We start from the raw sequence: 24,642 nt of genomic DNA, 5'->3' as shown, positions 1-24,642 counted from the left end.
TGCTTAAAACTCCTGTGCATCTACTGCTTGGCCTGTCTCTGAGAAGCTGCCGGACTCTGGGCCATCCACGTCTTCTTCGCGCAGCGAAAGTCCGAAGACGACTCCATTGGCGAGTTCGATCGTGAGTGAATCGCCTTCTTCCAACGAGGCCTCCACAACCTCTTCGTTGATCTGGGCGCAGAGGGCGTTGCGGTACTCGGGCTCTCCGTATGCCACGGAAAAGTCAGGGAGCAGGACGTGAGGCCAGTCGTAAAGGGTCAAGCACGGGGTGCCGAAGCGGAGCTCGAGGAAGTCTTCGACGAAGGCCACGGATTTCAGTTCGGTGCCGACGATGGCTGAGATATCCATCGCCTAACCTTTGGCCGCGAGGGCGGGCTCATCGATGGTGATGAGAGCCTCTGCAGCGGCATCCATGTCTGTACGTTTGGTGACCTCTGTGGCGCACCAGAGGGAAGCTCCTGGGCCTAATTCCGGGTACCACTTCTCAAGCGGCAGACCGCCGATGATCTTCTTCTCTAACAGCGCCACGTTGGCTGCTTCCGCTCCCTGCTTCAGGTCGAGGACGAACTCGTGGAAACGAGGCGCTCCGTCGAAGAGAACCTTCCCTTTATCTGAAAGGACCGAGCGGAGGTAGTCAGCTTTGGCGAGGTTGTGTTCGCCCAGCTCTTTCATGCCCTCTTTGCCGTAGATAGTGAGATAGATGGTCGTCATAAGGGCGACGAGGGCCTGGTTGGTGCAGATGTTGGAGGTGGCCTTCTCGCGGCGGATGTGCTGCTCGCGGGTGGAGAGGGTGAGGACGTAGCCGCGCTTGCCGTTGGCGTCCTTGGTTTCGCCGATGAGGCGGCCGGGCATCTGGCGGAGGAACTTCTCTTTGCAGGCGATGACACCGCAGTAAGGGCCGCCATAGCCGAGGGCTACGCCGAAGCTTTGGGCTTCGAGGGAGACGATGTCAGCCTCTGCGGGTGGTCTGACGATGCCGAGGGAGACGGCCTCGGCGATGGAGACGATGAGCAACGCACCTTTGCTGTGGGCGAGTTCTGCGATGGCGGCAACGTCTTCAATGGTGCCGAAGAAGTTGGGGGACTGGATGAGGACGCAGGCGGTGTCGGGCGTGATGGCGGCTTCAAGGGCGGCCATGTCGACGCGGCCATTGGAGGCGTAGGAGACCTCCGTGAGGGGGATTTCCTGGTGGGTGGCGTAGGTCTGGATGACCTCGCGGTACTCCGGGTGGACGGTGCGGGCGATGACGGCGGCGTTGCGGCCGGTGACCCGGACGGCCATCATGATGGCTTCGGCTGCGCCGGTGGAGCCGTCGTACATGCTGGCGTTGGCGATCTCCATGCCGGTGAGTTCGCAGATCATGGTCTGAAACTCGAACATGGCCTGGAGGGTCCCTTGCGCGATCTCGGGCTGGTAGGGGGTGTAGCTGGTGAGGAACTCGCCGCGCTGGACGAGGGAGTCGATGATGACGGGCTTGTAGTGCTTGTAGACGCCTGCGCCGAGAAAGCTGGCGTAGCCGTTGGCGTTGTTGTCGGCATATGCGCGGAAGCGGTCGATGATCTCTGACTCGGCGTGCTGGCGCGGGACGTCGAGATCGCGGGTAAGCTGATACTCGGCCGGGATGGAGGAGAAGAGGGCGTCGATGTTGGGGACGCCGATGTCGGCGAGCATCTCTTCGCGGTCGGTGGGGCTTTTGGGGAGATAACGCATTGATCTAGTGTCCTGTTTCTTCGGCTACGAAGGTTTCGTAGGCGGCGGCTTCGATGAGAGTGTCGAGGGAGGTAAGCTCGGACGGGTTGGTGAGGTCGAATTTATAGAGCCAGGTGGTGTTGGCGTCGGTGTTGATGGTCTCGGGTGCGGGGTTGAGGGCCTCGTTGATCTCGGTGACGGTGCCGGAGGCGGGGGCATAGAGATCGCTGACGGCCTTGACGCTCTCGACGGAGCCGAAGATCTTGCCGGCGGTGAGGGTGTCGCCTACCTTGGGGAGCTCGACGAAGACGATGTCGCCAAGGGAGCTTTGGGCGTAGTCGGTGATGCCGACGGAGCCGGTGGTTCCGGAGACTTCGAGCCACTCGTGGGACTTGGTGTACTTGTATGCGGCGGGATAGGCCATGCTGGTGAGTCTCCTTGAATTCCTTGAGTGAGTTTAGACGGTGGGGGGCTTTTTTGGTTTCTTGTAGAAGGGCGTGGGGACCACTTTGGCTTTGACGAGCGCGCCGCGAATCTCTACGGCGAGGATCTCGTCCACAACTGCATACTGGGTGGGGACGTAGGCGAGAGCGATGTTTTTCTTGAGGAATGGGGCGGGGGAGCCGCTGGTGATCTCACCGATTTTTTCACCGCCTACGGTGAAGACCGGGTAGCCGTCACGGCCGATACCTCGGTCGATCATCTCGAGGCCGACGAGTTTGCGCTTGGGGCCGCCGGTGAATTCGATCTCGGAGAGGGCGTCGCGGCCCACGAAGTCGGTGCCCTTGTCCATCTTGCAGTAGCGGCCGAGGTTGGCCTCGAAGACGTTGATGGTGTCGGAGATCTCGTGGCCGTAGAGGGCCATGGCGGACTCGAGACGAAGGGTGTTGCGTGCACCGAGGCCGCAGGGGATGATGCCGAACTCTGCGCCGGCGTCCAGGACCTCGCCCCAGACGCGGGAGCTGGTGGGCTCGTCGGACGGGATATAGATCTCAAAGCCGTCTTCGCCGGTATAGCCGGTGCGGGCGATCATGACGTTGTGGCAGCCGCAGACCTGGCCCCAGGCGAACCAGTAGTTCTTGATAACGGAGAGGTCTGTGGTGGTGAGTTTTTGCAGGGTGGCTTCGGCCTTGGGGCCCTGGATGGCCAGTTGGGTGTAGTAGTCGGAGAAGTCGTTGATGTGGACGCCGGGCATGGCACCGATCTGCTTGCGGACCCACTGGACGTCTTTCTCGCGCGTGCCGGCGTTGATGACGATGAGATAGTCATTGTCGGAGAGCTTGTGGAGGACCACATCATCGACAAACGTCCCGTTCTCATACAACATGGCCGAGTAGTGGGCCTGGCCGGTCTGAAGCTTGCTGGCATCGTTCATCAGGAGACGCTGCACGGCGGCGAGGGAGCCCGGTCCACGGAGCTGGATATCGCCCATGTGGGACACGTCGAAGAGGCCGACGGCCGTCCGGACGGCGGTGTGCTCGGCGATCAGGCCGGAGTATTCGACGGGCATGTCCCAGCCGCCAAAGTCGACCATCTTGGCCTTGTGGGTGCGGTGAGTGGCGTTAAGCGCGGTGGTGCGGAGATTGACGACGGCGTCTGACATGGAATTCCTCAAGCCGATGCTGCGGCGGCCTCTAAAAGGGTAGCATCCGGGGGCTTAGGTGGGTTTGAAGAGCGGGCGCAGGAGGACGGGGGAGAAGGTGATGAGGAAGGCGGCGAGGAGGGTGGCTACGAGGGTGAAGGGACTTCGACTACAGGCGGAGACGGTCCAGGTGAGGAGGATCCAGAAGGCCATGCCAGCTGAGGCGGCGAGGTAGACCCAGTCGGAGAACTTGTGCTGGTCTCGGACAAAGTTCATCTGGGGAAGCGTGGGGTAGGGGGTTGCGGGAGTGAGGGTGAGGCGGAGCAGGGCGACGGGGAGGAGGTTGAGGGTCAGGACGAGGGCAATCCAAAGACCGGCAAGGGCGGGGTAGCGGGGCTCGACATACCAGGTGGCGAGGATGGTGATGAGGACGTTGAGGGTGGCGCCGGCGTTGACGAGGGCGGGGAAGTGCAGCATGTCGGTGAGGCGGTTCATTTCATTGAGGCGTTTTTGAGTGGCGTGCAAATGAGGCTCCTGCCGGGGGCGATCGTCAGGCTGAGTGTAACGTCCTACTTTGGGGAGGGACTTACGCGATGAACAAAGGAGCAGGGGATTCGGCGAGTGGCGAAAGTGAGTCGGTGTGGGACTATCCGAGGCCCCCTCGGCTGGAGGCGAGTGTGCGGCGAATCAGGATCGTGCATGCGGGAAGGGTGATTGCCGATGCGACGCAGGCAGTCCGGATACTGGAGACGAGCCATCCTCCGGTGTACTATCTGGCGCCTGCCGATGTGGCGGTCAGTCTGTTGCGACGCTCCTCCGCGGCCGGGAGCTTTTGTGAGTTCAAGGGGGTGGCTGGCTATTGGGACCTGATTATGCCAGGAGCCGACCTTGTTGGCCAGGTGGCCTGGAGTTATGAACAGCCGTCACCGGGCTATTCGGCGTTGAAGGGGTTTCTGGCGTTCTATGCGAGCAAGGTGGATGAGTGCTGGGTGGATGAGGAGCGCGTGGTACCGCAGGAAGGGGACTTCTATGGCGGTTGGATTACGAAGAATCTGAAAGGGCCGTTCAAGGGTGCGCCGGGGACGCGGGGTTGGTGAGGGGCTAGTGGATAAGGGCGGCCTGGCGAAGGGCTTCGGCGTACGTCTGGTCCGTGAGGGGTTGGGCGGTATGCCAGCGGACGGTGCCGGAGGGGTCGACGACGAGGATGTAGGCGGAGTCAGGGTTATCGAAGGCAGTTGCGCGCTTCCAATCCTGCTCGTGGTCAAGGATGGGGGCAAAGTGGTGCTGGCCGTTGGGAGACACGGATTGCCTGATCCTCTTGAGCACCCAGGAGCGGATGAGGCGGGGAACGGATTCGAGGACAGGGAGTTCGTAGTAGGCGACGGTCGGGGGGCGGTGGGGGTCGGCGGCGAGGCGGTGCCCCCAGTCCGAGGCCTGGGTGCGGGAGGCCTGGGAGAAGCCGAGGATGAGAATGGCGGGTGGGCCGGGGAGAGTGACGGGGTCGCCGGCGAAGGTGGTGGCATGGAGCTGCGGGATGGTGGTCTGGGCCTGGAAGGTGGCGGCCAGAAGAAGGCAGGCGGTGGGGAGGATCAACCTCATACCATGCTGTGATGCATGGCTGCGGCAGCGCACTTGATGAGATGGAAAAGCGAGGGTGCAGTCTGAAGTGAGGAGTTAGCGGCGCTGGCGGCGGGAGGCCCGGAGGAAGCTGGAGAGGGTGAAGTAGCCGAAGACGGCGAGCATGATGATGGCGAAGATCTCGTGGCGCTGCTCGGCAGCGGCGGCGTGGAAGTCGTGCCGGCCTTTCCAGACTTCGGAGGCGGCGACCAGGGCGAACATGCCAAAGAGGACGCCGGTGACCTCAAGGATGAGGACGCTGGAGAGCTTGGCGAAGGGCCCCCAGATGGCTTCGCCGAAGCGTTTGCCGCCGCGCTTGATCCCCTGGGCGGTCTGGACGGTGTGGTGGCTGGACTGACTGACGGTTTCGCGGGCTCGCTCGATGATTGGGGTGGCGGGGGCGGGGCGAGCGGTTCGTCTGCTGGGAGCAGGTGACGGGGCTGCTGCTGCTTCGGCTGCCTGGACGGCTGCTTTCGCGGCCTCGCGTGCGCCTTGCCCTAATGCTCTGCCGAAACGACCTGCATCCATGCTTTTCAGTCTACCTTGGGGTGCTGGGCTGCATCCTAGTTTGCTGGACGGGGCGGAGCAGGCCCGGAAATGGAGATTCAGAGCAGATGAGCAAACTTCTCTTTTTGGTCAGCGGTCTGGCTTTTGCGGCGGCTTATTTTGTGGTCAGCAATCAGAAGCAGGCTGCTTTGAATACGGCCCCGGTGTCGGATCTGGCGCACAAGCTTCAGGATGCATGGGCGGATCATCACACGGTGGTTTAGTTTATGTGAGTTGGTGGCCGAGGACCGGCAAAAGCTTTTTCTGGCCGGTTCTCAGCTGTCGGTTCTTGGTTGTCAGTAAAGACGCAATCTCTTTCTGTGAGGAGTGGTGATTTTGGGCCGCGATACTCACAAGGTGTGATTGCAGTGAAATGGGAGTGGGCGTATTCTCTGATTCAACATCCCGCACCCGCAATGCCGTTCCCCTCATCCAATCTGGAGGGCGAATACCCGATGCGAGTCCTTTTGGTTACAGCGTCTCAGTCGTTTATTGCGGCAGCCCGGAGGTGTCCTTGAATCAGAACGTAAAGAATCTTATCCAGAAGCTCGGCGAAGCGATTCACGAGTCTGTCTCCGAGTCCGAGCACATAGCGGGCGTTGTAAAAAACCTTCGCGAGCAGGGATTCGATGTCCTGCTGATGCTGGAGGCGACGATCGGCCTCAACGAAGTGGAAGAGGAGACTGAAGATTCTCCCCTGCTGCTGGGCGACGGTACAACGGAAGAAGGTCCTTTTACCAATAATGATTTGAGCTTCCTGAAGTCTTTGCGGATCAGTCTGGCGGAAGAAGGACAAGAGCAGGGCCTGGAGCCTAGGGACTAGGGCCTAGCAAGACAGAAATAGAATTAACCGAGTGGTGCGAAAGGCCTGGAATTTGTCCGGGCCTTTTTCATGTGAGCTGAGGGATTGTGGTCCATGTTAGGGTGGAGGTCCGGTGCGTGAGGGCTATTTTTGGCATCCCACGTAGATGTTGATCCAGAGTGGCGTTCGTACGCGGAACGCTGTTTCTGCAAGCGCAGTGCAGCAGTGACGAGGAAGCTTCCTGATGAGAGATACGCTTGGTGTTCTGCTCGCCGGTGGTGCCGGCGAACGGCTTTTTCCCCTGACCCGCGATCGTGCCAAGCCGGCTGTTCCGTTTGCCGGCCAGTACCGCATTATCGATATCACGCTGTCTAACTGCATCAACTCCGACCTGCGGCATGTGTACATCCTGACGCAATACAAGGCGCTCTCGCTGAACCGTCACATTCGTGAAGGATGGGGGTCTGTGGTGGCGCAGGAGTTGGGCGAGTTTATCGAAATTTTGCCGCCGATGCAGCGGGTTTCAAAGTCCTGGTACCAGGGGACGGCGGATGCGGTCTACCAGAATATCTACTCGATTGGGTCCGAAGAGCCGAAGTACGTGATCATCCTGTCCGGCGACCATATCTACAAGATGAACTACGCCAAGATGCTCCAGCACCACATCGACACAAAGGCCGATGTCACGCTGGCGACGCTGCCGATCCTGCCGGAGGAGGTTTCTTCGTTTGGCGTGGTGGAGGTGGGAAAGAACGGGGAAGTGACGGGCTTTGAAGAGAAGCCGAAGGAGACGAAGGTCCGGTCGCCGTTTATGCCGGACATGGTCGACGCTTCGATGGGCATTTACATCTTCAACACGGATGTCTTGCTGCCGGAGTTGATGAAGGACGCTGAAGACCCGAACTCGAAGCACGACTTCGGGCACAATATCCTGCCGAACCTGCTGGGCCGTTGCAGGATGCAGGCGTTCAACTTTGTGGATGAGAACAAGCAGAATGCGCTGTACTGGCGCGATGTGGGAACGCTGGACGCCTACTACGAGGCCAATATGGACGTGGCGGGCGTGACGCCGATCTTCAATCTCTACGATAAGAGCTGGCCGATGCGGACGCGGGCATACCAGTATCCGCCGGCGAAGTTTGTGTTCGGGGAGCCGGGACGTACTGGCATGGCGATCAACTCCATTGTGGCTTCTGGGTCGATCGTTTCAGGTGCTGTGGTCAGGAACTCGGTGGTGAGCCAGGATGTGCGCGTGAATTCATACGCGGACGTGGACTCCTCGATCGTGTTCTCGCATGTGAATATCGGGCGTCACTGCCGGATTCGCCATGCGATTATCGACCGCGACGTACATATTCCGGATGGGACGGTGATTGGGTATGACCAGAATGAGGACCGGAAGAATTATTTTGTCTCGCCGTCGGGGCTGACGGTGGTGACGCGGGATTACTCGGTTTATGAGAATCCGGTCAGTCCGGAGTTTATGCAAACGCTGTAAAGCAGGGACTAGAGCCTACGGACTAGCAAACGGAAACGCCAAGCGATCCATCGCCTGGCGTTTCCCGTTTAGGTGGGGTCGGTTATTTTTGGCCGAAGCGGTAGATGACTCCGCCGGAGATGGCGAAGAACTCGCGAGTCTCCGTGCCAAAGTGCTCGAGGATGAGGTCTGGCGAGAGGCGGATGGCGAAGTTCTTTGAGCGGTTGAAGTCTACGCTGCCACCCAACGCGAAGATGGGGGCGGTGTGATTGTCATAGAGGCCGGCGGACTGAGGTCCGTTGTTGACGATACCTGACTCCGTGAAGTCGCCGTAGGCCGCGCCGCCGTAGGCGTGGTAGTTGATGGCGGCACGCTGGCTCTTGGGGCCGCGGTACTGGACGCCGAAGAGACCGGAGTGCAGGACGACGAGCGGCTGAACGGTGGTGTTGACGTTGCGCGCGGTGGGAATAACGGGCGTGGTGCCGGCTTCACCGCGGTACTCGGCTGTGAGACCGAGCTTGTGAGTGAGCCAGTAGGTGCCAGCCACTTCAATACCGCCCAGATTCATACGCTTGGGGATGTCCTGGCCGGCCTGGAAGTTCATGAAGTTGATGCCGCCGTAGACTTCGTACTTGTTGTCATAGGTGACTGGAGCGGCTGCCGCCAGTTTGCTCTGGGACTGCGCCTGCGCTGCGGTTGCGGCCAAGGTTGTTACTGCCGCGGCGAACAAACATGCCAGGGCTTTCATCGATCTCTGCATCGGTCTTCCTGTCTCCACATCTGAACCCGGGTGCGCCGCTGCCTGCGCTTTGCGCGAGAGCGACTCCTTCCAAGATATAACGTTTGACGGCCATCTGACCCGGATGCTGCATCGTAAGGTTAGGGTGAGCGTTTCGGACGCGTGGTAAAGCAGTGGCTTGCGCTGCCCGTTCGGTGCGACAATAGGTTCGCGGACGCCATGTTTTGACATCTGTAGCTGTAGACGTTCGCAAGGGAGAATCAGTATGGAACTCTTTCAACCGTGGCACATTATTATCGTCGTGGGTCTGGCCGTTCTGTTCTTTGGAGGCAAGAAGCTTCCGGAACTGGGCAAGGGACTGGGCGAAGGATTCAAGGGTTTCAAGGACGGCATGAAGGGAATTACCGGAGATGATACCCCGGCTGCTTCGACGCAGGCAAAGGCTGCAGAGAACGCCCACAGCGTGACTCCGAAGGCTGATGAACCGGTTACGAAGGCCTAGATTTGCATATCAAGATCAAGTCCCCCTGGCTGATCAAGCCTGACACGAAGGTGAAGCTGTCCAAGCTGGAGACGAAGGCGGACGGCGGGTTCAACTCGCCTGAAGCCGCGGCTGCGGTACTGGTGAAACACCAGCGGAAGCTGCAGAAGCTGCAGGAGGTTCTGTATGCCTCGCAACAGCGGTCTGTGCTGATCGTGCTCCAGGGCATGGACACGGCAGGCAAGGACGGGACGATCTCGCATATCTTTGAGGGGATCAATCCGCAAGGGTGCGATGTGGCTTCGTTCAAGGTGCCGACGCCGCTCGAGGCAAGGCATGATTTCCTTTGGCGCTGCCATGCGAAGGCTCCGGCGAAAGGGATGATCGTGGTGTTCAACCGGTCGCACTATGAGCAGGTGTTGAGCCCGCAGGTGCATGGACATCTTTCCGGCAAGGAAGTGAAGGAATCGCTGGCGCAGATCAATCAGTTTGAGCAGATGCTGGCGGATCAGGGCACGCTGATTCTGAAGTTCTTCCTGAATATCAGCCGGGAGGAGCAGACGGCGCGGCTGAAGGCACGAATCGACGATCCGAAGAAGCACTGGAAGCTGTCCGCGGGGGACTTTGCGGAGCGGAAGTTCTGGCCGCAGTATGCGGATGCGTACGAAGATATTTTGAGCGAGACGAGCAAGAAGCATGCTCCGTGGTTTGCGATTCCTGCGAATCACAAGTGGTATCGGAACCTGGCCATCTCCGAGGTGCTGGAACAGGCCTTTGAGGGGATGAAGCTGGAGTATCCGAAGCCTACGGTGGATGCTTCTACGCTGACGCTGTAACGGTCTACAGGGTTATGAGAACTACGGCGGCGATGGCTACTGCCATTCCGAAGGCCTGGCGGCGCGTGGGGCGCTCGCGAAGGACCCAGGCGGCGAGCAGGATGGTCGAGGCGGGGTAGAGCGAGGCCAGAACTGCGGCGACGTCCAGGCGGCCGAGACGAGCGGCGGCGACGAAGAGCAAGTTGCCGGACGTATCGAAGAGAGCCGTGGAGAGAACCCAGAGGATGGTGCGGCGGGTGATGGTGACTGCGCCTCCACCGCCACGCAGAGCCAGCAGAATGATGGAGCAGGTGGAGATGCTGCCCATGCGGGCGAGGGCCATGGGCCAAACTGGACCGGCGGGGCCTGCGTATTTGAGCGCGACAAAGTAAAAGCCGAAGCCGGCTCCGGAGGCGATGGCGAGCCAGGTGGTGGAGGGGTCTTCGTGCTCGGCTGGTCCGGCTGCAATGAGCCAGATGGCTGCGCCGGCGATGAGGAAGCCGAGAGCGCGGCGGAGGCCGGGGGAGCCATCCGTCAGCATGGAGACGAGGGCAGGGATGGCGGCGGCGAGGAGGCCGCTGATGGCCGCGGAGGCACCCATCGCGCCGCGTGCGAGGGCGATGTAAAAGCCGGTGAGTGAGAGGCCGCCTGCGACGCCTGCGGCGATGCCCCAGAGCATAGGGGCCCCGTGGGGGAAGGTATCACCACGAGCGAAGAGGATAAGGAGCAGGACGGAGAAGCTGGTGAGGTGGCTGAGGAGGACGACGCGCAGGGCTGAGGCGGTGTTTCCGCCCGCGGATTTGGCCCCCATGCCGCCGGAGAAGTCGCCGACACCCCAAAGCCCTGCTGCCGCGAGGGCGAGCAGGGCGTTACCGTTCAGAAAAAAGCCCACTATTACTGGTTGGGCGTTGTCGAGACGGGCGCAGTAGGCCGCTGACGCGAGGCTTGGGAGGCTGAGGGGAAGTACCCGTCCTTGGCGATGACGTTCAGGTTGGGCTTGAGGATCTGAACCTCGAGCTTGCGGTATTTGCCGTCGATGAAGGGCTCGCGGCTGTAGTAGCCGATGGTGTACTGGGTGCGAACCTGCTCGGTGACCTGGGAGAAGCTGGTCTCGATGGCCTTCTGGCGGTACTCGGCGAAGAGGGCTCCGCCGGTGGCGTCGGTGTAGGCCTTGAGGTTGTTGTCTCGCATCATGAGGGGGACGTGGATGCGCTCGATGAAGCCGAGGCCTTCGACGCTGGCGTCGCCGGTGAGGGTGGCAAAGACCTGGATGTTATTGGTCTGAAGGAACTTGATGACGTCCTTGGTCTTGGCGACGCTGCCGTATTCCTTGCCGTCAGAGATGACGTAGATGATGCGGCGGCGGCCCTGCTTGGCCTTAGAGAGGGACTTGGCGGCTTCCAGAATGGCATCGTTGAGGGTGTGGACCTCGCGCGGAACCTGGGTCACTCCCTGGGGGGTTCCTACTCCGCCGCCGGTACCGAGGGGGGTGATCTCCTTCTGGGCTCCGTTGTTGATGTCGATACCGTGTCCAAGACCTTCGCCCGGGGCGTAGTACATTGCCTCACGTCCGCTGGATTTGGAGCGCTCCAGGACGGCCGAGAGGCGGGCGCTGGTGCCGGAGGTGAAGTCAGTCTGCATCCGGGGGCCGTTGTTATAGGTGAAGACGGCGACCTCGTCATAAGAGGCGAAGGCTGCGGGCAGCGCTTCGAGAGAGTTGTTGACGCGGGTCATGGTGTCGAAGGGCATGGATTGGTCGATGACCATAGCGACGGACATGGGGAAGGGATCGCTGGTGAAGACGGCGGTGTGTTGGCGGAGGCCGTTCTCGTAGACGCGAACGTCACGCGCGGATAGTGCGGGCACCAGATGGCCTTTGTTGTCCTTGACGGTAAACGGAACCTCTACGAAGTTTGTCTGGAGCTGGAGAGTGAAGGTCGCGGGGCCTTGGCCTGGTGCGGGCTGGACTGGAGGTGGCCCTTGGTCGTCTGCAGTCGGCTGCGAGGGTGAATTGGGCAGGGTGGAACCGACTGCTGGCTGGTCCGGATCCGTGGCGTTGCTATTGGACGTATTGGGCGCCTTGCCCGGAGCAACATTGGTCAGTGGCAGGCCCTGAGGGCGTGGGGCGTCGGGAATCGTCTGCTGCTGTGGGGTGGTCTGCTGCGCCACCGCCACGCCGGTTCCGGTTTGCTGCCCGAGCAGCGTCAACGCCATCGCGCCCGCGATCACAATCTCTTTCACTTGCTTCTCCCCAGTTGGCTGTTTGTTTCGGCCAACCTACAGCCTACCAGCTTGGACGCAGCAGGTACGGTCTAGGGTGCCCGCTGGGAGCCTCCAGGCCGTTCCAAAGGTAAGAAATGCCATAAAGTCCGTAAAGATCAGGTGCGCCCTAGAGCAGCAATTCACCGTCTAACGGATTATGCGCCGCCTTGCCTTGACTGCCACACTCTTCGCCGCCTCTTCGTTTGCACCTCTCCTGTGGGCCCAGGAGGCCCCGATGCCGTCCGGGCCGCCGCCAAAATCCAACGCTCCAGCTCAGGTGGAAGAGGATAATCCACTGCAAACGCTGAAGATTGGGACGAACCTGGTGAACGTCTATTTTTCCGCACGGGATAAGAACGGATTTATTACGAACCTGAAGAAGGACGACTGCTCGGTTCTTGAGAACAAGGACGAGCAGAAGATCAAGAACTTTACCCAGGAAAAGAAGCTTCCGCTGACGATTGGGATTTTGTTGGACACGTCCGGGTCGCAGCAGAACGTGCTGCCGTTGGAGCAGCAGTCCGGTGCGGAGTTTCTGAAGACGGTGCTGACGCCCAAGGATGAGGCGTTTTTGATCTCATTCGACATCAATGTGGATCTTCTGTCCGACTACACGAACAGCCCAAGGGAGATCAAACGATCGATCGATAAGGCCACGATCAATACGGGTGCGGGAACGGGTTCGGTGACGGGCAACTCGACCCCGAAGGGCACGCTGCTGTACGACGCAGTGTACCTGGCAGCGCATGACAAACTGCGGCAGGAGGCAGGGCGGAAGATCCTGGTGATGCTGACCGACGGCGGCGATCAGGGATCGCAGGAGACGTTGAAGACGGCGACGGAGGCGGCACAGAAGGCGAACGCGATCGTTTACGTGATCTTGATTGCGGATCGCGGGTTCTATTCTGGCGGCGGGTTCAGCTTTGGCGGCGACCGGGATATGGAGAGCCTGGCGCACGACACGGGCGGGCGCGTGATCAACGTAGGGAACAATGGTCGGAAGCTGGAAGATGCGTTCGACCAGATTCAGGATGAGCTGCGGACCCAGTACCTGCTGAGCTATACGCCGAAGGACCTGGAGTTCAACGGCAAGTTCCGGACGATCAACCTGGACTGCGGCAAGGGGATCAAGATCCAGGCTCGGAAGGGGTATTATGCAATCCCGGATGGCGGGTCTACGGAATAATTCAAGCTGACGCTTATGCCTTCCTCATGCGTTGAAGACTATTCCTGAAAGCGTAGTCAGGAAGGGTGAGGCATGAGGATTACAAACGACGCTGCGACTTTGCAGCGCAGTGCGCAACAGCGCTTTCTAAGAGCGGTCAAACTGCATCGGGAGACGATGGAAGAGAAGGCGATGATGTGGGGTCTCATCGCCTTTGTGGCGTTGGCTCTGGGGATCGTTGCTTATGCGGTCTTTGCGCCGGGGAACTGAGGGTCAGGCCTCCATGGCCCCGGAGTAGACGGCCATGCCGGCTACGGCGTCTACACCCATTGCGTCAAGAGCATCGACCTCCGCGCGTTCCTTGATGCCGCCCGCGACGATGAGCTGTTTGGCGGTGCAGGCGCGGAGGATGGCGGCAACATCGATGGGGAAGCCGGTCATGGTGCCTTCGGTATCGACGTGGGTGTAGAGGAAGGCGGCGCAGGAGTCTTCGAGCCAGGTGACAGCTTCTTCAGGCGTGAGATCGACGGAGTCCTTCCAGCCTTTGACCGCTACCTTGCCGGCTTTGGTATCGACCGAGAAGCAGATGGCTTCTTCGCCGAGGGTCTTCTTGAGGCCTTCCGCGAATTCGAGACGGATGAGTTTGTGGCGGCGCTTACCTTCCGCTTCCGTGGCTGCGCCGAAAAGGGAGGAGCCGTAGATGACTCGCTTTGCGCCTGCGTCGAGGAGGCGCTGGCCGTCTTCCGCGGTTTTGAGGCCGCCGCCGACCTGGCAGGGGAGACGCTTGCAGATCATCTCAATAAGAGCGGTGTTTTCGCCCTGACGCATGGCGGCGTCGAGGTCAATGAGTTGGACGAGGGGATACTTGGAGAAGCGGTCGATCCAGTACTCGAAGTCATCAAAAGCCAGCTTGAGTTTTTCACCCTGGACGAGCTGAACGATGCGGCCGCCCATGAGGTCGATGGAAGGAATGAGCATTTGTATCCTTTCTGGTTACTTATTTCTTTAGCAGGGGAGGCGTACGCTAACGCCTGCGCGTTGGAGCTCTGCTTTGAGCTCGCGGGAGTCAGTGACGCCGAAGTGGAAGATGCTGGCGGCGAGGGCGGCGTCGGCCTTACCGCGTGCGAAGACCTCTGCGAAGTGTGCGGCGGAACCTGCTCCACCGCTGGCGATGACGGGGATCTGGACGGCTTCACTGACGCGTGCGGTGAGCTCGCAATCGAAGCCGTTGCGCATGCCATCTGTGTTCATGGAGGTGAGGAGGATCTCGCCTGCGCCGCGCTGCTCGGCCTCGCGGGCCCAATCGACGACGCGCAGGCCAGTGGGCTTGCGGCCTCCGCTGACGTAGACCTCTGCGTCTTCTACGCCGAGCGTGCCACGCCGCGCGTCAATGGCGACGATGACGGCCTGTGCGCCGAAGCTCCCGCCAATCTCGCCGATCAACTCCGGGCGTGCGATGGCGGAGGAGTTGATGCTGACCTTGTCCGCACCGGCATCGAAGACGGCTGCGGCATCCTCTGCGGAGCGGATGCCGCCGCCTACGGTAAAGGGCACGAAGAGGGCTGCGGCCGTGCGCTTGACGGTGTCGATGAGGGTGCCGCGGCCTTCGTGGGTAGCGGTGATGTCGAGCAGGACGATCTCATCCGCGCCTGCGGCGGCGTGGCGGTGAGCGAGTTCGGCTGGGTCTCCCGCATCGATGATGTCGACGAACTGAATGCCTTTGACGACGCGGCCTCCGCGTACGTCAAGGCAGGCTATGATGCGCTTGGTCAGCATTTAGCCGAGCCTCATGGGGCTGGCTGGCGGGACCTCTTCGGCTTCACCTTCGCAGACGATGCGGGCGAGGCCGTCGTTGCCGGCTACGCGGCCACCGTGCTCCACGAACCACTGCACGATCAGGCCCTGGCGCGGGGCGGGGACGTGGTACTCCATGGCTCCGTCCGTGAGGGTTGCAACGGGCTGGCCGGTGCTGACGAGGGTGCCGACGGGAACGAGTTGCTGGACGAAGGTGTATTCGGGCTCGCCGGGTGCGAGGGTCAACTCATACATGAATGGCATTTACAGCTCCACGAAGTTCTTGAGGACTTGAAGGCCTGTTGCGCTGGATTTCTCTGGGTGAAACTGGACGCCCATGACGTTGTCCTGCTCGACGACGCCAGTGAAGGGGCCGCCGTATTTTGTAACTGATGCGGTTGCAGATAGGATCGGGGCTCGCCAGGAGTGGGTGTAGTAGACGAAGCCTCCGGGGGGTACACCGCGAAGGAGACGAGAGTCCGGACGGATGGAGTCGAGGGAGTTCCAGCCTACGTGAGGGGACTTGAGTTCGGCGCCTTCATAATGGGCGGGGAAGCGCTCACAGAGACCTTTGAAGTGGCCGAGGCCTGGGGTTTCAGGGGCTTCGGTTGAGCCTTCAAAGAGCCACTGCAGACCGACGCAGACGCCAAGGAAGAGTGAGCCTTTGGTGATGGCTCCACGGACGGCTTCGGTGATGCCGAGTTTGTTGAGCAGGTCTGTTGAGCGGAAGTGGCCTACGCCGGGGAGAACGATCTTACTCGCGGTGCGAATGAGGTCCGGGTCTTGGGTGATGGTCGTCTCAGCGCCGAGGTAGTTCAGGGCCTTGACGACACTGGTGAGGTTGCCGGCTTTGTAGTCGATAACTGCTATCACAGTAGGCCCTTCGTGCTGGGCAGCATTTCCTTCATGCGTTCATCACGAGAGCAGGCCCCGCGCATGGCGCGTGCGAAGGCTTTGAAGATGGCTTCGATCTTGTGGTGGTTGCTGCGGCCGTACATGGTTTTGACGTGGACGTTGCACTTTGCGCCGCGTGCGAAGCCTTCGAAGAAGTCGGTGACGAGCTCCGTTTGGAGGTCGCCTACGATGGGGACGTCGACCTCGGTCTCAACCGCATAGGCGGTGCGGCCGCTGAGATCGACTGCAGCTACTGCGAGGGTCTCGTCCATGGGCATGACGAAGTAGCCGGCGCGCATGATGCCTTTCTTATCGCCGAGCGCTTCAAGGAAGGCCTCGCCGAGGGCGATGCCGGTGTCTTCGACGGTGTGGTGTTGATCGACGTCAAGGTCGCCGGTCACCTTGAGGTCGAGGTCAAAGCCACCGTGACGCGTGAAGAGCTCCAGCATGTGATCGAAGAAGCGGATGCCGGTGCTGACGTTGTACGTGCCCTGGCCGTCGACGGTGAGGGTGAGGGCGATCTGGGTTTCCGTGGTGTTGCGGTTGACTGTGCCGATGCGGATTGTGTCACTCATACTCGCGCTCCAATGCTGTGTCGTGAGCGGCGACGGGGCCGGCCCAGTTGATCTCTATCAGGGAATCCTTCAGGGCTGCGAGGCCTTGTGTGACCTGATCCGCGATGCCGACGGTGATGCGCACGAAGCCATCGCAGCCGGGGTCTGCGGAGCGGTCGCGTAACAGGACGCCGCGTTGGCGCATTGCGTTGACGAGGGCCGTGTGCTTTTCACCGATCTGCATGAGGACGAAGTTGGCTTCGCTAGGAAAGTAGGAGACGCCGAGTTCGTCGAGGCCGGCCATGATGCGCTCGCGGCCGGTGCGAATCTGGTCGACGTACCAGGCGATGTAGGCGTCATCTTCAAGCGCAACGGGAAGGCAGGTGAGCGCGACGCCGTTGACGTTATAGGGCGAGCTTGCCTTGCGAAGGTAACCGATGAGGCGGGCGTCGCCGGCGAGCATGCCGACGCGAAGATTCGCGAGACCGTAGGCCTTGGAGAAGGTGCGGGCTACGATGAGGTTGGGGACGTCACCAACATCGCCCATGGTGGTTTCGCCGTGGAAGTGGAAGTAGGCTTCATCGACCATCAGGACCGCATGGGGCGCGGCGTTGGCGATGGCGAGCAAGTCCGCGCAAGGGATGGTGGCGCCCGTGGGGTTATTGGGCGAGGCGATCATGATGAGCTTCGTCTTGTCCGTGATGGCGGCAAGGAAGCGCTCCCGGGGGAACTGCATGGATGCGTCCGACTGAACCTTACGCAGGCCGCCGGGCGACATGAGTTGAATGTTGACGTCGTACATGAAGAAACCTGGGGTCCAGATGAGGGCCTCGTCGTCGTCTTCGAGGAAGGTGACGCAGAGGAGATGGATGGCTTCGTCGACGCCGTTGGTGAGAAGGACCTGCTTTGAATCGAGGCCGAATTTGGTGGCTACGATGCGCTCGACGGGTTCGCGTTCGGGATACTTGGTGAGGCCTTCGGCGGTGATGGTTTGGAGGCGCTCCATGACACGGGGCGAGGGGGCGAAGGTGTTCTCGTTGAAGTCGAGGCGCAGGGCGTCGCGGCTGGCGAGGGGCGGGTGGTACTCGGGCATCTCAAGGATGGCGCGGCGTGGGGCAACGGTTTTGATTGCTTCTGCGATGCTCATTGCTTGCCTCCCATCTTTACGCGGACGCTTTCAGCGTGGCCTACAAGGCCCTCGGCTTCAGCCATCGCGATGGCGTGGGGACCGAGATGGGCGAGGCCGGACCTGGTGTACTCCTGCACGGTGATGATCTTGAGGAAGTCCATGACGCTGAGGCCGCCACGGATGCGGCCTGCGCGGCCGGTGGGCAGGACGTGGTTGGGGCCGCTTACGTAGTCGCCCATGGACTGTGGGGAGTATTGGCCAACGAAGACGGAGCCGGCGTTCTGGACCCACTTCAGATCGGTGGTGTTGTCTACCGTCAGGTGCTCGAAGGCCAGGCGGTTGGTGAGGTCTTGTGCTTCTGTGACTGTTTTGGTTACGAATATCGCGCCTTGTGCTGTGAGCGACTGCTCGGCGATCTCGTTAGCCTTTGCCTGCTGCTTTACCTCTGCTAGGACGGCTTCTGCGAGGGTCTCGCTGGGGGTGATGAGGACGGCTAGGGTTTCGGGATCGTGTTCGGCTTGCGCGACGAGGTCAGCGGCGATGCCGGCGGGGTCGCCATGCTCGCTCATGACGCCGATCTCGGTGGGGCCGGCGGGCATGTCGATACCGCACTCATGCGACACGGCTGCCTTGGCGGCGGTGACGTAGAGATTGCCGGGGCCCACAATCTTTTCTACGCGGCCGATGGTTTGCGTGCCGAAGGCCATGGCTGCGACGGCCTGCGCGCCGCCCATGCGATAGAACTCCGTCACGCCGCAGAGCCAGCCTGCAGCAAGGGTCTCCTTTGCGGGCTTGGGGGAGCAGACGACGATGCGGGCCACGCCAGCGACCTGTGCGGGCGTGACGGTCATGATGAGCGTGGAGGGCAGGGGATAACGGCCCCCGGGGACATAGCAACCGACGCTTCCGAGCGGACGAACGATCTGGCCAGTCTGCACTCCGGCGGCGGGCTCGATGGTCCACTCCCCGGGCTTCTGGGCTTCCGCGAAGGCGCGGATGTTGGCTTGCGCGATCTCCATTGCCTCGCGCAAGGTCGCGTCGGTGTCGTCCCAGGCCGCCTTCATCTCCTCGCGGGTGACGAGGAGTGGCTGCGATTTGCCGTTGATGCATTGCAGGCCGTCAAAGCGGGCGGCATACTCCATCACAGCTTCATCGCCGCCCTGGCGCACGTCCGCGAGGATCGTGCTGACCGTGTTCTCCACGCGAGCCGTGTTGGTTGCGCCGCGTTGCTCGATGGATTCGATCAGCGCGGCCGCGGCCTTGGCCGATTCGCCGTATGTTTTGACGAGCTTCATAGGACGACCTTGCTCAGGGGGTACTCGACGATGCCGGTTGCGCCCGCAGCCTTGAGCTTGGGGATGACCTCACGGACGACGCGCTCGTCAAGAATGGTGTTGAGCGCGAAGCCGTTGCCGCCGGAGAGCTGGGAGACGGTGGGCGAGTTCAACGCGGGGAGCTGCGCCGAGACTGCTTCGAGATCTTCCTTCGCCACGTTCAGCATGAGGCCAACGCGGCCCTGTGCGGCGATGGCGGCGTTGAGCATGAGGGAGATGTTGTTGATCTTCTCGCGCTTCCAGGCGTCGGCATAGGCGGTCTTGTTGGCGATGAGTTGCGTCTCGGACTCCATGAGGGTCTCGATGATGCGGAGTCGATTGGCCTTGAGGGATGAGCCGGTCTCGGTGACTTCAACGATGGCGTCGGCGAGCGTGGGGGGCTTGACCTCGGTCGCGCCCCAGCTGAACTCGACCTTGACGGGGATGTTCTTGCCGGCGAAGTAGCGCTTGGTGAACTCGACGAGCTCAGTTGCGATGATCTTGCCGGCGAGGTCCTCAGGCTTCTGAAACGGTGAGTCTTCCGGCACTGCGAGGACCCACTTGACGGTGCCGCGGCTGACCTTGGAGTAAGTAAGGCTGGTGATGCGCTCCACGTCGGACTCGTTCTCGAGCACCCAATCGTTGCCGGTGAGACCGGCGTCCAGGGCACCGTGCTCGACGTAGCGCGCCATCTCCTGTGCGCGAACGAGCATGCACTCGATCTCAACGTCGTCGATCTGCGGAAAGTAACTGCGGCCGCTGGCGAAGATGCGCCAGCCGGCGCGTTCAAAGAGGGCGATGGTGGCATCCTGCAGGCTGCCTTTGGGAATACCGAGCTTCAACTTACCGGGCGTCATTTTCATTGTCTCCAGAGACCGCGATTGCGATTGGTTTGGTGAAGCAGCTTACGGTGCCTTCGTGGCAGACGAGTCCGTCGCCTTCAACCTCCACGCGAAAGAGCAGCGCGTCGTTGTCGCAGTCGGTGGCGGCGGTGACGACCTTGAGGCGATTGCCGCTGGTCTCACCCTTCATCCAGAGCTTCTGGCGGCTGCGCGACCAGAAGGTGACGTAGCCGGTTTCGAGGGTCTTTTTGTAGCTCTCTTCGTTGAGGAAGCCGAGCATGAGGATCTCGCCCGTCTTCGCGTCCTGCACCATTCCGGCGACGAGGCCGTCCGTCTTGCCGAAGTCGATTGCCACGTTATCCGCTGTGTTTACCGCGTTCATCCTAACTCTCCTGTGGGTTTGCCGAAGCTGACACCCGCGCAGACAAAAGGCCCGCTCGCGGTGTTCGCGTCGGCGGGCCTTCTTGTAATCCTGTTGTGCGTTTCGTTAGTTCTTCGCACCGGACACAGCCGCCAACACGCTGATCGCATGATGATGGTGATGATGCCGATGCTGGAAAGAGCTACGCATTGAATTCAAGGCTATCGAGGGGGTGGCGGATTGTCAACTAGACGCCTAACAAACTCATCATTCGATTAACAGAACATACTGTACGGATAGAGGCAAATCGATTCTGAACACAATCAAAGGGATGCGAAAAACCGGTCCGCCGTATCACTGCTTTCGAATTCATGGCCAACATTCTTTTCGAGTATCTTCAGGATGCTTTTCCGCGCGATTGAACTTGCCGCCTCGTCGAGCACTGCCATAAGGGGAAGCTGGCGCTGAACTCCCTGTCTTGTATCCCAGCAAAAAACCGATCAGGAATCCGATCGCCGTGTGCGATGCAATTCCTTACATCGAAGAGTTCTTCAAGCACAGAACCAACCGTAATGTCAGTTGCCTGCTGCAAGTAATCTGGAATATCACCGGGCTCGTAGATCCGGGTATCTCCACCAAGGAATTTCAAGATGCGATCTTTAGTGACCCTTGCTTTGCGGTGCTTGGTCGAACCAAAGACTGCCTCAATGGAAGAGCAACGCAATGCATATCGGGCTTTCCAGTAGTTAGTTTGAAAGAACCCGGCTTGATAGAACTCAACAGCCATGAGTATTTTCCACCGTTTATTCCGCCGGGCTTCTATGAAATACGGCGCAATTTCACGCAGCCTCAATGCATCTACTGTGCGCACAGTAAAGAGTTTTTCCACTTCTGACACTTCCTCGACAGAGTAGGGTGATGAGAAACTCTGAATGTCTATGGTGCCGTCATCCCTGAGGTGCCCTTTAAAAAGACCAAGGTATTCGCGCATCGGTCGTATAAGGCGCAGGCATGCCATCACCTCTTCGACTGTTTCTGATGTGCCTTCTCGATTCACAGATTTGATTGGTAACGAATCAAACCGTCGCACCAACGCAAGCGAATCCTTCCCAATCTCTCAAATTCGGGTTCGCCTAAGAATCTTTTCCAAGTGTTGAAGGAATCTTTCGATAGAAATGGGGAAATGTCTTCCAACGTCACATTTTCCGTTATGGAGAGAGGTAGCAGGCTGAGATCAAATCCGGGCTCGCTGGAGCGATTCCGAGCAAGGCTATAAATCGGGTGAAAAATAATCTCGTCCATATGAGTCTCTCCAATATAAAGAGCCCGGGCTGTCGCCCGGGCTCGATGTGCTACTGAGGTTTTGCGCTAGGCCTATGCCTGGGGCTCCTCTGCGGCAATCTTGGTCTGGGCTACGGTCCAGTCCGATGCGCCTACCTTGAAGCGGGCGAAGCGGCGAACCGAGATATTCTCACCAAGCTTGGCGACCTTGCTGGCGATGAGCTGCGAGATCGTCTGGCTGGCTTCCTTGATGAACGGTTGATCGAGCAGGCAGACCTCCTCGTAGAACTTGCTCATCTTGCCTTCGAGAATCTTGCTGATGACGGCCTCCGGCTTGCCCTTCATTGCGGGCTGTGCGAGGAAGACCTCCTTCTCGCGGTCGAGGTCAGCCTGAGCGACCTCCTCACGACCCACGAAGCGGGGATCGGTGGCGGCGATGTGCATGGCGATATCGCGGAGCAGCTCCTGAAAGTCCTCGGTGCGGGCGACGAAGTCGGACTCGCAGTTGAGTTCGATCAGCACACCGATCTTGCCGCCGGCGTGGATGTACGTGCCCACAGCGCCTTCGTTGGTGCTGCGCGAGGCCTTCTTGGCCGCGGACGCCATGCCGCGCTTGCGCAGGACGACGAATGCATTCTCCATATCGCCCTTGGCCTCCTGCAGCGCTTTCAGGCAGTCGCCCATGGGGGCGCCGGACTTCTCACGGAGTTCCTTGACGAGTTTTGCGTCGATCTTCACGGCTGTTTCGGTAGACATAATAAGATCCTTCCTCTTGCAGCGTACGCTGCCAATGTTACAGTTGTGTTCTTACGCAGAAAGAGCGTGGTGCGGGCTTGCCCGGCCTCCACGCTCTTGCTGTAAAGCGGGGTTCCAGACTAGGCAGTCGCTTCAGCGTGAACGGCTTCAGCTTCCGGCTCGGGCTCGGTTGCAGCCGCGGGTGCCTTCTTGATGCCGCCGCCGAGAGCTGCTTCGAGATCGATGACCTCAGACTCGGCATCCTCAACGGAAGCCTCAGCCGTACCGGTCGACTCCTGCACTGGAGCCTCGATCTCTTCACCCTCTTCGCCGATGAAGTGCGACTCGGTCGGAAGCTCGCGAACGTCGGCGGACTCGGTGGCGAAGGCACGCTCGGAGACCATCTGGACGCCTTCAGCGGCAGAGTCGGCCATCTTCATGGTGAACAGGCGAATGGCGCGGAGCGCATCGTCGTTACCCGGGATGACGTAGTCGACCACGGTCGGATCGCAGTTGGTGTCGACGACAGCGACGACGGGGATGCCGAGCTTGCGGGCTTCCGCAACGGCGATGGCCTCGTTGTTGGAGTCGATGACGAAGAGAGCATCGGGAAGGCGCTTCATGGCCTTGATACCGGAGAGGTTGGTTGCGAGGTGCTTGCGCTCGCGCTCCAGCTTGATGACTTCCTTCTTGGTCAGCAGCTCATAGCGGCCGTCGGTGGACATATCGTCCAGCTCCTGGAGGCGCTTGACGGACTTCTGCACGGTGACCCAGTTGGTGAGCAGACCGCCGAGCCAGCGGCTGTTGATGTACGGCATGCCGGCGCGGGTCGCTTCCTCAGCGACTGCGTCCTGAGCCTGGCGCTTGGTGCCGACGAACAGGATGAGCTTGCCGGTGGAGGTCAGATCGGTTACGAACTTGGAAGCTTCCTTGAACATCTTCAAGGTCTTCTGAAGGTCGATGATGTAAATGCCGTTGCGCTCGCCGAAGATGTATTCCTTCATCTTGGGGTTCCAACGCTTGGTCTGGTGGCCGAAGTGTACGCCGGCTTCGAGCAATTCCTTCATCGTAATGTTTGCCATGTGAGGCTCCTGTTTTAAGACCTGCGCTCCGCACTTCCCGGTCATCTCCGGAAAAGTAACGGCCCAAGTCTGTGTTGATCCCTTGCGGTAAGGCGTCGGGAGATTTAAGTCCATGCCCCGGGCGATGAAAGATCCCGAAGTTGATGCGAAAACAAGCTCCGGACCGCCGCATACAACCAGCGGCCCGGAACAAGAAGCTGATTACCGCTTGCTGAACTGGAAGCGTGCGCGAGCGCCCTTCTGCCCGTACTTCTTGCGTTCCTTGCCGCGCGAATCGCGGGTCGTCAGGCCTTCAGCCTTCAGAGCCTTGCGCAGTTCAGGGTTGAACTCCATGAGCGCACGTGCGATGCCGAGCTTGACTGCATCGGCCTGGCCCATGACGCCGCCGCCGCGAACGGTGGTGAGAACGTCAAAGGTCTCTTCAATGCCGGCGATGCCGAGCGAACGGCGAGCCGCGACGCGCTGCTGAGGGGTGACGAAGTAGACGTCTACGTCCTTCTTGTTGACAGTGAACTTGCCGCTGCCGGGACGCAGGAAGACACGGGCGATCGAGCTCTTGCGACGACCGGTGCCGTAGTACTGAATAAGATCTGCCATGTTGCTCCTCAAAATCAAAACCTAAGTAGAAGTAAGAGTCCGGATGAACTAACCACGAGAGACGGAGACTTTAGCCTTCGAGAGCCGGGATGTGGTGCGTCGGCTGACCGGGCTTGGGAACGCCTGGGGTCTTCTTTGCGTTCGAAGCGTGGAACTCCAACGGCACCGGCTGCTGGGCGAAGTGAGGATGCTGTCCGCCCTTGTAGACCTTCAGCTTGGTGGCCATCTGGCGGCCCATCTTGCTCTTCGGCAGCATGCCCTTGATCGACTGTTCGACGATCGCTTCCGGACGGCGAGCCAGCAGCTTGATGAAGCTTTCCTCGCGCAGACCGCCGGGGAAGCCGGTGTAGCGGCGATACATCTTGCTGTCAGCCTTGAGGCCGGTGAGGACGATCTTCTCGGCGTTGATCACGATAACGTGGTCGCCCATGTCGATGTAGGGGGTGTAGAGCGGGTTCAGCTTGCCGGCCAGAATGCTGGCGGCGGTAGTGGAGAGACGGCCGAGCGTCTTGCCGGCTGCGTCGATCACAAACCACTTGCGCTGAATGTCTTTGCCGCTGGGGATCGTGGTGGTGTTGTTCATAGTGCGGATGTACTCCCTGGTTCTGCCGTCTTCAGTTAGGGGGCGGCGTGGGGCATGAAGATGAGAGGCGAAACGAACATGGTTGGCAGGCGGCACAAGGCCGTCCGCAGAAGAATCTGAGTGCCTGGCGAAAGGTTTGCGGGGAAGCTCCACCGCGAGACCGGACTGCCGGGGACAGTATGGGATCAACTAAGGCTTGAATTCACCAGAGTTTCAGGACTGTCGGCCTGGATCACGACTTGGCTGCGACTGGCCGGAACTCGTCCTGTACTTCGGATCGGTCCAGCTCTCGAGGCCTTTGT

32 protein-coding genes are annotated in these 24,642 nt (G+C 60.4%); 8 read left to right on the top strand and 24 right to left on the bottom strand.

Translation table 11 applies throughout. From position 1 onward, the window contains the following. Positions 1-3: 3 nt before the first annotated feature. The 5 genes from ACIX9_RS15385 to ACIX9_RS15365 are packed head-to-tail and all read right to left on the bottom strand — an operon-like array spanning position 4 to position 3,796. Positions 4-348, bottom strand: a complete 345-nt coding sequence (locus ACIX9_RS15385) for a hypothetical protein (protein WP_013581421.1) — start codon at positions 346-348, stop codon at positions 4-6. A 3-nt stretch (positions 349-351) separates the two neighbouring features. Then, positions 352-1,710: an aminomethyl-transferring glycine dehydrogenase subunit GcvPA gene (gcvPA, locus tag ACIX9_RS15380; RefSeq protein WP_013581420.1), complete on the bottom strand. Its 1,359-nt coding sequence runs from the start codon at positions 1,708-1,710 to the stop codon at positions 352-354. 4 nt (positions 1,711-1,714) lie between these two features. Continuing rightward, a complete protein-coding gene (gcvH, locus tag ACIX9_RS15375; protein WP_013581419.1) occupies positions 1,715-2,113 on the bottom strand; it encodes a glycine cleavage system protein GcvH in 399 nt (132 codons plus the stop codon). A gap of 33 nt (positions 2,114-2,146) precedes the next feature. Next, positions 2,147-3,292, bottom strand: coding sequence for a glycine cleavage system aminomethyltransferase GcvT (gene gcvT / locus ACIX9_RS15370; protein ID WP_013581418.1), 1,146 nt, complete (start codon positions 3,290-3,292; stop codon positions 2,147-2,149). A 54-nt stretch (positions 3,293-3,346) separates the two neighbouring features. Further along, positions 3,347-3,796 carry a hypothetical protein gene (locus ACIX9_RS15365; protein WP_013581417.1) on the bottom strand — a complete coding sequence of 150 codons (450 nt, stop codon included), beginning with the start codon at positions 3,794-3,796 and terminating at the stop codon, positions 3,347-3,349. Between the two features lie 68 nt (positions 3,797-3,864). Between ACIX9_RS15365 and ACIX9_RS15360 the strand changes: the two genes are divergently transcribed. Beyond that, the gene (locus ACIX9_RS15360; RefSeq protein ID WP_013581416.1) at positions 3,865-4,368 is read left to right on the top strand and encodes a DUF427 domain-containing protein; all 504 of its coding nucleotides are present in this window, start codon (positions 3,865-3,867) and stop codon (positions 4,366-4,368) included. Between the two features lie 4 nt (positions 4,369-4,372). Here ACIX9_RS15360 and ACIX9_RS15355 read toward each other — a convergent pair whose 3' ends face one another. Together ACIX9_RS15355 and ACIX9_RS15350 are read right to left on the bottom strand one after the other, a co-directional pair. Then, positions 4,373-4,870, bottom strand: coding sequence for a hypothetical protein (locus ACIX9_RS15355; RefSeq protein WP_013581415.1), 498 nt, complete (start codon positions 4,868-4,870; stop codon positions 4,373-4,375). Between the two features lie 75 nt (positions 4,871-4,945). Then, positions 4,946-5,416 carry a hypothetical protein gene (locus tag ACIX9_RS15350; RefSeq protein ID WP_013581414.1) on the bottom strand — a complete coding sequence of 157 codons (471 nt, stop codon included), beginning with the start codon at positions 5,414-5,416 and terminating at the stop codon, positions 4,946-4,948. Positions 5,417-5,502: 86 nt separating this feature from the next. Between ACIX9_RS15350 and ACIX9_RS26495 the strand changes: the two genes are divergently transcribed. The 3 genes from ACIX9_RS26495 (at position 5,503) to glgC (ending at position 7,734) form a co-directional block, all read left to right on the top strand. Then, positions 5,503-5,658, top strand: a complete 156-nt coding sequence (locus ACIX9_RS26495) for a hypothetical protein (RefSeq protein WP_013581413.1) — start codon at positions 5,503-5,505, stop codon at positions 5,656-5,658. Positions 5,659-5,948: 290 nt separating this feature from the next. Continuing rightward, positions 5,949-6,257, top strand: coding sequence for a hypothetical protein (locus ACIX9_RS15345; protein WP_013581412.1), 309 nt, complete (start codon positions 5,949-5,951; stop codon positions 6,255-6,257). Between the two features lie 223 nt (positions 6,258-6,480). Next, positions 6,481-7,734 (top strand): glucose-1-phosphate adenylyltransferase, encoded by a 1,254-nt coding sequence (glgC, locus tag ACIX9_RS15340; protein ID WP_013581411.1) that lies wholly within the window; start codon positions 6,481-6,483, stop codon positions 7,732-7,734. Positions 7,735-7,816: 82 nt separating this feature from the next. Here glgC and ACIX9_RS15335 read toward each other — a convergent pair whose 3' ends face one another. Continuing rightward, the gene (locus ACIX9_RS15335; protein WP_013581410.1) at positions 7,817-8,473 is read right to left on the bottom strand and encodes a hypothetical protein; all 657 of its coding nucleotides are present in this window, start codon (positions 8,471-8,473) and stop codon (positions 7,817-7,819) included. Positions 8,474-8,717: 244 nt separating this feature from the next. Between ACIX9_RS15335 and ACIX9_RS15330 the strand changes: the two genes are divergently transcribed. Both ACIX9_RS15330 and ACIX9_RS15325 read left to right on the top strand, forming a co-directional pair. Then, positions 8,718-8,954, top strand: a complete 237-nt coding sequence (locus ACIX9_RS15330; protein WP_013581409.1) for a Sec-independent protein translocase subunit TatA/TatB — start codon at positions 8,718-8,720, stop codon at positions 8,952-8,954. A 2-nt stretch (positions 8,955-8,956) separates the two neighbouring features. After that, on the top strand, positions 8,957-9,769 hold the full coding sequence (locus tag ACIX9_RS15325; protein WP_013581408.1) for a polyphosphate kinase 2 family protein: 813 nt from the start codon (positions 8,957-8,959) through the stop codon (positions 9,767-9,769). Positions 9,770-9,773: 4 nt separating this feature from the next. Here the strand turns inward: ACIX9_RS15325 and ACIX9_RS15320 are convergent, their stop codons facing one another. Beyond that, on the bottom strand, positions 9,774-10,640 hold the full coding sequence (locus ACIX9_RS15320) for a DMT family transporter (protein WP_013581407.1): 867 nt from the start codon (positions 10,638-10,640) through the stop codon (positions 9,774-9,776). 2 nt (positions 10,641-10,642) lie between these two features. Further along, a complete protein-coding gene (locus ACIX9_RS15315; RefSeq protein ID WP_013581406.1) occupies positions 10,643-11,989 on the bottom strand; it encodes a VWA domain-containing protein in 1,347 nt (448 codons plus the stop codon). Positions 11,990-12,245: 256 nt separating this feature from the next. Here ACIX9_RS15315 and ACIX9_RS15310 point away from each other — a divergent pair, with 256 nt between their 5' ends. Both ACIX9_RS15310 and ACIX9_RS25910 read left to right on the top strand, forming a co-directional pair. Then, the gene (locus tag ACIX9_RS15310; protein ID WP_013581405.1) at positions 12,246-13,196 is read left to right on the top strand and encodes a VWA domain-containing protein; all 951 of its coding nucleotides are present in this window, start codon (positions 12,246-12,248) and stop codon (positions 13,194-13,196) included. Positions 13,197-13,268: 72 nt separating this feature from the next. Beyond that, entirely contained in the window at positions 13,269-13,445 is a 177-nt protein-coding gene (locus ACIX9_RS25910) for a hypothetical protein (RefSeq protein WP_013581404.1), read from the top strand. 3 nt (positions 13,446-13,448) lie between these two features. On the opposite strand, the gene ACIX9_RS15305 is transcribed toward ACIX9_RS25910, so the two are convergent. From ACIX9_RS15305 to rplM, 14 genes are all read right to left on the bottom strand, one after another. Next, positions 13,449-14,153, bottom strand: coding sequence for a 1-(5-phosphoribosyl)-5-[(5-phosphoribosylamino)methylideneamino]imidazole-4-carboxamide isomerase (locus ACIX9_RS15305; RefSeq protein ID WP_013581403.1), 705 nt, complete (start codon positions 14,151-14,153; stop codon positions 13,449-13,451). Positions 14,154-14,180: 27 nt separating this feature from the next. Continuing rightward, entirely contained in the window at positions 14,181-14,951 is a 771-nt protein-coding gene (hisF, locus tag ACIX9_RS15300; protein ID WP_013581402.1) for an imidazole glycerol phosphate synthase subunit HisF, read from the bottom strand. Continuing rightward, on the bottom strand, positions 14,952-15,233 hold the full coding sequence (locus ACIX9_RS15295; RefSeq protein ID WP_013581401.1) for a biotin/lipoyl-containing protein: 282 nt from the start codon (positions 15,231-15,233) through the stop codon (positions 14,952-14,954). It lies immediately after the preceding gene. After that, a complete protein-coding gene (gene hisH, locus ACIX9_RS15290; RefSeq protein ID WP_013581400.1) occupies positions 15,234-15,842 on the bottom strand; it encodes an imidazole glycerol phosphate synthase subunit HisH in 609 nt (202 codons plus the stop codon). It abuts the gene before it with no gap. Next, complete coding sequence (hisB, locus tag ACIX9_RS15285) at positions 15,839-16,438, bottom strand: imidazoleglycerol-phosphate dehydratase HisB (RefSeq protein WP_013581399.1); 600 nt, start codon at positions 16,436-16,438, stop codon at positions 15,839-15,841. Before hisB ends, hisH begins: the two co-directional genes overlap by 4 nt. Further along, complete coding sequence (hisC, locus tag ACIX9_RS15280) at positions 16,431-17,564, bottom strand: histidinol-phosphate transaminase (protein WP_013581398.1); 1,134 nt, start codon at positions 17,562-17,564, stop codon at positions 16,431-16,433. Before hisC ends, hisB begins: the two co-directional genes overlap by 8 nt. Continuing rightward, positions 17,561-18,841, bottom strand: a complete 1,281-nt coding sequence (gene hisD, locus ACIX9_RS15275; RefSeq protein ID WP_013581397.1) for a histidinol dehydrogenase — start codon at positions 18,839-18,841, stop codon at positions 17,561-17,563. The genes hisC and hisD overlap by 4 nt, the downstream gene beginning before the upstream one ends. Further along, positions 18,838-19,716, bottom strand: coding sequence for an ATP phosphoribosyltransferase (gene hisG / locus ACIX9_RS15270; protein ID WP_013581396.1), 879 nt, complete (start codon positions 19,714-19,716; stop codon positions 18,838-18,840). Before hisG ends, hisD begins: the two co-directional genes overlap by 4 nt. Beyond that, positions 19,703-20,083, bottom strand: a complete 381-nt coding sequence (hisI, locus tag ACIX9_RS15265) for a phosphoribosyl-AMP cyclohydrolase (protein WP_013581395.1) — start codon at positions 20,081-20,083, stop codon at positions 19,703-19,705. Before hisI ends, hisG begins: the two co-directional genes overlap by 14 nt. A gap of 376 nt (positions 20,084-20,459) precedes the next feature. Beyond that, the gene (locus ACIX9_RS15260) at positions 20,460-21,152 is read right to left on the bottom strand and encodes a hypothetical protein (protein WP_157477601.1); all 693 of its coding nucleotides are present in this window, start codon (positions 21,150-21,152) and stop codon (positions 20,460-20,462) included. Positions 21,153-21,436: 284 nt separating this feature from the next. Next, positions 21,437-22,099, bottom strand: coding sequence for a translation elongation factor Ts (locus tag ACIX9_RS15255; protein WP_013581392.1), 663 nt, complete (start codon positions 22,097-22,099; stop codon positions 21,437-21,439). A gap of 119 nt (positions 22,100-22,218) precedes the next feature. Further along, on the bottom strand, positions 22,219-23,160 hold the full coding sequence (rpsB, locus tag ACIX9_RS15250) for a 30S ribosomal protein S2 (RefSeq protein WP_013581391.1): 942 nt from the start codon (positions 23,158-23,160) through the stop codon (positions 22,219-22,221). A 201-nt stretch (positions 23,161-23,361) separates the two neighbouring features. After that, a complete protein-coding gene (gene rpsI / locus ACIX9_RS15245; protein WP_013581390.1) occupies positions 23,362-23,757 on the bottom strand; it encodes a 30S ribosomal protein S9 in 396 nt (131 codons plus the stop codon). Between the two features lie 70 nt (positions 23,758-23,827). Further along, positions 23,828-24,340, bottom strand: coding sequence for a 50S ribosomal protein L13 (rplM, locus tag ACIX9_RS15240; RefSeq protein ID WP_013581389.1), 513 nt, complete (start codon positions 24,338-24,340; stop codon positions 23,828-23,830). Between the last annotated feature and the right edge of the window lie 302 nt (positions 24,341-24,642).

Origin of the sequence: Granulicella tundricola MP5ACTX9 (assembly GCF_000178975.2) — a bacterium.
GTDB lineage: Bacteria > Acidobacteriota > Terriglobia > Terriglobales > Acidobacteriaceae > Edaphobacter > Edaphobacter tundricola.
Note: the sequence above shows the minus strand (reverse complement) of the source record. Positions and strands in the feature narration are given on the sequence as shown.